This is a genomic window from Edaphobacter sp. HDX4 (assembly GCF_036877565.1).
Classification (GTDB): domain Bacteria; phylum Acidobacteriota; class Terriglobia; order Terriglobales; family Acidobacteriaceae; genus Edaphobacter.
Genome location: NZ_JAEDXW010000007.1, coordinates 228,414 through 235,427 on the forward strand (window position 1 = coordinate 228,414; position 7,014 = coordinate 235,427).

Below are 7,014 nucleotides of genomic sequence, written 5' to 3' on the forward strand. Positions count from 1 at the left end.
TGCACCGAACTTCTGTAGAAAAAGGAAATGCAAATGTCGAAGCTGTCCATCCGTGACCTGGACCTCACTAACAAACGCGTCCTCATCCGTGTCGACTTCAATGTGCCACTCTCGGTCGATGGTTCAGGCAGCGCTCCGCGCATCACCGATGACACCAGGATTCGTGAGACGATCCCCACAATCGAGTATGCCCTGCGGCGCAAAGCACGCGTGATCCTCTGCTCACACCTCGGCCGCCCCAAAGGGAAGGTCGTTCCCTCCATGAGCCTGCGCCCGGTCGTCGATCGTCTTCGCGAGCTGCTGGATCATGTCCTCGGCGACGACGAGAACGTTGCCTTCTCCCCGGATTGCGTGGGTGATATCGCCCAGGAGATGACCGCAAACCTTGAGGCCGGTCAGCCGCTGCTGCTGGAGAACCTCCGCTTCCACTCCGAAGAGGAGAAGAACGATCCTGCCTTCGCAAAGCAGCTTGCTTCCCTCTGCGATGTCTACATCAATGACGCCTTCGGAAGCGCTCATCGCGCCCACGCGTCGACCGAGGGTGTTACCCACTTCGTTCCGGTCTCAGCTGCAGGACTTCTTATGGAAAAGGAGCTGACATACCTTAGCAAGGCCGTCAGTGACCCTATCAAGCCATTTGTCGCCATCATCGGAGGTGCAAAGGTCTCGGACAAGATCGGCGTCATCGATAGTCTCCTCGACCGCGTCACCACACTGATCATTGGCGGTGGGATGGCGTATACCTTCCTCAACGCGAGGGGCCAGACTACCGGGAAGTCGCTCGTCGAAACAGACAAAATCGACATCGCAAAGGCAGCCCTCGACAAGGCCGAAAAGAAGGGCGTCAAACTGCTTCTTCCAATCGATCACGTCCTGGCCGATAAGTTCGCTGCTGATGCAAAGACAGAGCTCTTCTCCGGTGACGGCCCCTTCCCCGCCGATTGGATGGGTCTGGATATCGGCCCTGCATCCATTGATCTATTCAACAAAGAGATCTCCGATGCCATCACGATTGTCTGGAACGGTCCGATGGGAGTCTTCGAGATGCCGGCCTTCGCCAAGGGCACAAACGCCATCGCCAAGGCAGTCGCCGCCAATCATGATGCCACCAGCATCGTTGGCGGAGGTGATTCCGTTGCTGCTGTCCAGAAATCCGGCGTTGCCGATAAGATCAGCCACATCTCCACCGGCGGCGGGGCGTCCCTTGAGTTCCTCGAGGGCAAGACCCTCCCCGGTGTCGCTGCACTTACAGATAAAAAGTAACGGGACTAACCGGAAGATTTGCATATTGTGTCATCCTGAGCGAAGCAGCTCGCGGATTCATCGCGAGCTGCGCAGTCGAAGGATCTGCGGTCTGATCCAAACCATGAACCTGCTGTTGTTCCGGTCGGGAAGCTCGTCGAGCTTTCCGGTCTAGTGGAAGCACACAACGCTTTGTCTCGGCGGAATACACACAGTCGTCTCAAAATTGCTTCTTCATGCGAGCAATCTCTGATCTCTCTCGGTAGAATGGCACCCACATGCGCAAACTCCTCATCGCTGCCAACTGGAAGATGTATAAGACTCCTGCGGAGTCCGCAGCCTTCCTCACCAATTTCTTCCCGCTCGTAAAAGACAACACCACGGCTGAGATCGTGCTGTGCCCTGCGATGCCTTGCCTGCCCGCGGTCGTCGAAGCTGCGCGCGACGAATCAGTCTCCGTCGGTGCACAGAACATGCACTGGCTCAGCGAAGGTGCCTATACCGGCGAGACTTCGCCGACGATGCTTACCGCTATCGGTGCCACCCACGTTCTCATCGGCCACTCCGAGCGGCGCCAGTACTTCAACGAGACCGACACAACCGTCAACCTCAAGCTGAAGTCCGCTCTTGTACATTCGCTCATCCCGATAGTCTGCGTCGGCGAGCATCTTAACGAGCGGGAGCGAAATCTTACAGCCGACGTTCTGAATCTGCAGGTCTCGGTCGCTCTCGAAGGCATCGACCCTGCGTCTCTCGGTCCTCTCGTCATCGCCTACGAGCCCGTATGGGCTATCGGAACCGGGCGCACTGCAACTCCCGAGATCGCCGAAGGTGCCCATAAAATCATCCGAGCGCGGATTGCCTCTATCGCCGGATCGGATGTAGCGAACGCCACACGCATCCTCTACGGCGGCTCTGTCAAGCCCGATAATGCTGGCAAGCTATGCTGTCTCGGCGACATCGACGGTGCGCTCGTCGGAGGAGCCAGCCTCGATCCCGCCTCTTTCGCTCAGATCATTGCCAACGCCACCAGCCGCTAAAAACGAGAGGGCCGCGCGGTCGGTACCGCGAGGCCCTCTTCGATTCTTGATCTAGTGAACTACGCCCACCTGCTCCATGGGCCAGTAGACGAAAGCAGCCTTCCCATAGATCAGGTCTCGGTCGACGGGACCGAAGTCGCGGCTGTCACTCGAAATCGAGCGATGGTCTCCCATCACAAAGTATTCGTGGTCCGGAACCATAAACTCCGGTAGAGAGCGGCTGTCCTCAAAGCGAGGCGGAACATACTTCTCCGTCAACTCTCTTCCATTGACGAAGACATGCCCATGGTCGATCCTGAGGTCATCTCCGGGCAGGGCGATCACTCGTTTGATATAGCTCTTGTGGTGATCGTGGGGATACAGAAAGACGACGACGTCGCCGCGGCGGATATCTCCCACCCGGTAAGCGATCTTATTGACAAAGAGACGATCCTGATCTTCAAGCATGGGCAGCATGCTTGTTCCCTCCACGCGTACTGGCTGGTAGAGGAAAATGATAATGAACGCAGAGACCGCGATGGAAATCACCAGGTCGCGCAGCCATGAACTCATGCTGCTTCCTCTGTGTGGCCTCTCGCTGCTTTCTTCGTTCGGTTGGCCGGGCGCGCTGGCCGCCGGATCCTGCTTCGTTCGATCCTCTGTTTGCACCGTCTTGCTCTCGTCTCCCATTATTTAGACGTTCCTGAAGGGGAACCGGCACCCAAACCTAGTCCTGGCACAAGGGTCTTGCCATCCAGACCCTCAGGCGACCAGGCCTCCACGATCTCCTTCGCGAGCCTTGCAATCATCATCTCAGCCTCGTTATCTGCCGTCCAGCTTCTGTCCTGGTTGTCATGGGTGAAGATCGAGATTACGATTGGCCCGCTCTTCCCCGCGACAATCGCGACATCGTTCCGGACGGCGTTCAGGCTTCCGGTCTTGCTTGCGATTCCCGACCCGGTCTCCGTCGAATCCAGCTGCTCCAGATAACGCGGTATCGTATTGCGGTAGAACTGATTACGCAGCATCGTCAGCGCTGTCTGGCAGATGGCGGCGTCCCCTGGTTCGGGCGCCTCGCCCGGTCCCGCCAGTTCACAACGGCCGATCCGTTCCATCACGGTTTCCATCTCGTGCGCGGTCGTCTTGCCCAGGCCGAACTTCGGCTGGTCCGCGGGCATCGGTTCCGTCGCTGGCTTGCCAATCTTCTTATACAGATGGGTATCCTTCAGCCCCATCCACGCGATTCGCGCATTCACCGTTCCCACGCCAAAACGGTCAATCGCCAGGTTGGTTGCAGTATTGTCACTGACGATCACCATCATGGTCAGGACATCTTTCAGAGTCAGGGTCAATGGCGTATCGAAGAAGGCCAGCACACCTGAACCGCTGACTCCTTCTCCCTTGGCGAGGGTCAGTTTTTCATCCCACTTGGCCTTTCCGGCGCGCACCTGCTCCATCGCCTCGAAAAGAATTGCTAGTTTGATCACGGAGGCCGTCTGAACCGGCTCGTCTGCATCCAGAGAGACCGTCTTCCCTGTATTCAGCTGGGTGGCATACAGGGAGACCTTCCCTTTATGGTTGGCAGCTAACTGAGCCAGTCGCTGTTGCAATTGTGAATCAACGCTCTGGTCTTTGGTGGTCGCCAGGGCTGATACCGGAATTTGGGCCGATGCCGAAGCCGCTCCTGGTACAAATACAGTTGCAACTGAGAGGAACAGGCAGCCAAGCAAACACTTCTTCATAAACTGCATCTTACAAACATCCTTCAGGTTTCCGGGAAATTAACTGTGCGCTAAAGTATGCGCACAGGCTTTCGCTGCGGCATGATTTGATAAAGAGACAGCACCATTAAACGCGAAGCTTTCTGTGCGCATCTATACAAGATTAGGACTAGAATCGTGTAGATATAGAGCAGCAGTACCTTTCGCATCAGGATTTTTATATGGCAACCCTTACGATGCTCGAACCGGCCCAGTCAAAATCCGTTCCCAACAGCCCCGACGAATTCCTCTCCCTGGTCACCGAGACGGCGAATTCGGCCTCTGAGGGACTCGACACCAAGTCCGCACTCGAAATCGCCCGGATTATCAACCACGAAGATGCGAAGATCGCTGCAGCCGTAAAGAAAGCTCTACCTGAAATCGCAATCGTCATCGATACGGTAGCCCGTTCCCTTAGGGACGGAGGGCGGCTGATCTATGTAGGCGCTGGTTCCTCCGGACGCATCGCTGCTCTGGATGCCTCCGAATGCCCCCCTACCTTCTCCACAGCTCCGGCGCAGGTGCAGTACATTATGGCTGGCGGACCCAAGGCGCTCGCCTCCGCGTCCGACGTCAACGAAGATTCTCCCGAATTGGGACAGCGTGATATCGCTCGACGGCGCCCGACACGCAAGGACATCGTAATCGGCGTGTCGGCCTCAGGACGCACTCCTTATGTCGTCGGTGCGGTCGAGTATGCCCGGGCACGCGGAGCCAAGACCGCCGCGGTCACATGCAATCTCAATACCTCCCTCTCTGAGGTCGCGGATACCACCATCGTCGCCGACGTAGGTCCTGAGGCTCTCTCCGGCTCTACGCGGATGAAGTCGGCTACCGCACAGAAGATGATCCTCAACATGATCACTACAGGAGCCATGACGCGCCTCGGCTACGTCTATGACAACCTGATGGTCAATGTCCACATGAAGAACGCCAAGCTGGTCGAGCGCGGAATTCGTGTGCTGATGAAGGTCTGCAACATCGATCGCGACACGGCGATTCGCACCATTAAATCCGCCGGAAAATCCATCCCCATCGCCGTCGTGATGCTCAAGGCCAACGTCGATAAGATGGAAGCCGTTCGCCGGCTTACCAAATCCGACGGCAACGTTCGTCTGGCCATTGACGACTCCAGGCTCGAGCTCTGACAGGCAGCCGCAACTTCGACCGCCCTACCTCCCTCAGGTAGGGTTTTTTCGCTTAAGCCGGCACCTAGTCCGTTCCAGCACTTTCATAACTGGACGGCTACTACCACAGGCAGCTACTATGCCCTGCATGAAGCTAAACCTCTCGCGCCGCAGCCTGCTGGGTGGCGGAACCATGCTCGCCGCCTCTTCGCTCCTCTCCAACTCCGCCTTCTCCTTCGCTGCTCCAGCTTCTTCCGACTCCCCCATCCGGTTGGGAATTGCCAGCTATACCTTCCGGAAGTTCGACCAGGCCCACCTCATCCAGTTCATGAAAGAACTCAAGACTCCCTATCTCAACCTGAAGGATGTTCATCTACCCATGACCCCCGCCGATCAGGTAGCAGCCCGTGCTGCAGAGTATCGAGCAGCCGGATTGACGCTCACCGCCGCGGGGACGATCTACTTCGACAAAGACGACGACAATGACATCCGTTCCAAATTTGAATACGTCAAAGCCGCCGGTATCCCGATGATCGTCGGTGCCCCGACGCGTCAGGTCCTCCCGCGGGTCGAAAAGTTCGTGAAGGAGTACGACATCAAGCTGGCCATCCACAACCATGGTCCCGAGGATAAGCAGTGGCCGTCTCCGCTGGACATTCTCGAAGCCGTCAAATCCATGGATCAGCGCATCGGTTGCTGCATCGATGTAGGCCACACGATGAGGACCGGAACCGATCCCGTTGCGGCCATCAAGAAGGTCGGCTCGCGAGTCTATGACATCCATATGAAGGATCTGGCCGAGAGCAAGGTCAAGGAGAGCCAGGTCGCCGTCGGAGATGGTCTGATGCCCGTTCCCCAGATCTTCCGCGCGCTTGTCGATATGGGTTACAAGGGCAACGTCGATCTCGAGTACGAGATCAATGGTGACGACCCGATGCCGGGAGTCACCAAGAGCTTCGCCTACATGCGCGGAGTTATCGCAGGCATGGGACTCTAATCCGTCCAACGAAAAGGCAGCAAACGCGTGGCCTCCCCTCTCGAGGCCACGCGTTTTTTCGCTATAGCTACGCCTATGTCTCAGCCGCACAGCTGAATTCTTATAACTTTGTACTTCTCAGGCGAAGCGCGTTCGAGATGACAGAGATCGAGCTGAAGCTCATCGCAGCTGCCGCCAGCATGGGACTCAGCAGCCAGCCAAACAGCGGGTACAGTACGCCTGCCGCCAACGGCACACCGGCCGTGTTGTACACAAACGCGAAGAACAGGTTCTGCCGGATATTGCTCATGGTCTTCTGACTGAGCCTGCGAGCCCTCACCAGGCCGTTCAGATCGCCGCTCACCAGCGTGATGCCTCCCGCCGCCATGGCAACGTCGGTTCCCGTCCCCATCGCAATCCCCACCTGCGCCGCCGCCAGAGCAGGAGCATCATTGATGCCATCCCCGGCCATCGCTACAACCTTACCTTCCTGCTGCAGCCGCTTGATGACCTCGGCCTTGCCCTGGGGAGAAACCTCCGCCTCAAATCCAATTCCCAACCGGCTTGCGACTGCCTGCGCCGTTGTACGGTTGTCACCGGTCACCATCACGATCGTCAGTCCACTGCCCTTCAGCTCTTCAATAGCTCGCTGGGATGACTCCTTCAGAGGATCTGCGACCGCGATCAGTCCCGCGACTCTTCCCTCCATCCCCACCAGCATTACCGTCTGCCCCTCACGTCGCATCGTGTCGGCACGCTGCTCCATCGCCCCCGCGTCGATGCCCTCCTCCCGCAAAAGAGCAGATGTTCCCACAGCGACCCGTCTTCCGTCGATAACACCCGTCACGCCCTTTCCAGTCACAGAGGCAAACTCCTTCACCTCTGCCAAG

7 protein-coding genes are annotated in these 7,014 nt (G+C 57.6%); 4 read left to right on the forward strand and 3 right to left on the reverse strand.

The window, feature by feature from the left end; genetic code table 11:
* Positions 1-33 precede the first annotated feature (33 nt).
* Positions 34-1,263: a phosphoglycerate kinase gene (locus tag JAO29_RS09620; protein WP_334267990.1), complete on the forward strand. Its 1,230-nt coding sequence runs from the start codon at positions 34-36 to the stop codon at positions 1,261-1,263.
* Between the two features lie 257 nt (positions 1,264-1,520).
* Complete coding sequence (gene tpiA / locus JAO29_RS09625) at positions 1,521-2,282, forward strand: triose-phosphate isomerase (RefSeq protein ID WP_334267991.1); 762 nt, start codon at positions 1,521-1,523, stop codon at positions 2,280-2,282.
* A gap of 51 nt (positions 2,283-2,333) precedes the next feature.
* Here tpiA and lepB read toward each other — a convergent pair whose 3' ends face one another.
* Positions 2,334-2,834 (reverse strand): signal peptidase I, encoded by a 501-nt coding sequence (gene lepB, locus JAO29_RS09630; RefSeq protein WP_334267992.1) that lies wholly within the window; start codon positions 2,832-2,834, stop codon positions 2,334-2,336.
* Between the two features lie 116 nt (positions 2,835-2,950).
* Entirely contained in the window at positions 2,951-4,003 is a 1,053-nt protein-coding gene (locus JAO29_RS09635; protein WP_334267993.1) for a serine hydrolase, read from the reverse strand.
* A 200-nt stretch (positions 4,004-4,203) separates the two neighbouring features.
* Between JAO29_RS09635 and murQ the strand changes: the two genes are divergently transcribed.
* Together murQ and JAO29_RS09645 are read left to right on the forward strand one after the other, a co-directional pair.
* The gene (gene murQ / locus JAO29_RS09640; protein WP_334267994.1) at positions 4,204-5,169 is read left to right on the forward strand and encodes an N-acetylmuramic acid 6-phosphate etherase; all 966 of its coding nucleotides are present in this window, start codon (positions 4,204-4,206) and stop codon (positions 5,167-5,169) included.
* Between the two features lie 127 nt (positions 5,170-5,296).
* Positions 5,297-6,145 carry a sugar phosphate isomerase/epimerase family protein gene (locus JAO29_RS09645; RefSeq protein ID WP_334267995.1) on the forward strand — a complete coding sequence of 283 codons (849 nt, stop codon included), beginning with the start codon at positions 5,297-5,299 and terminating at the stop codon, positions 6,143-6,145.
* Between the two features lie 100 nt (positions 6,146-6,245).
* On the opposite strand, the gene JAO29_RS09650 is transcribed toward JAO29_RS09645, so the two are convergent.
* Positions 6,246-7,014 (reverse strand): HAD-IC family P-type ATPase (locus JAO29_RS09650; RefSeq protein ID WP_334267996.1); only part of this gene is annotated, 769 nt, incomplete at its 5' end.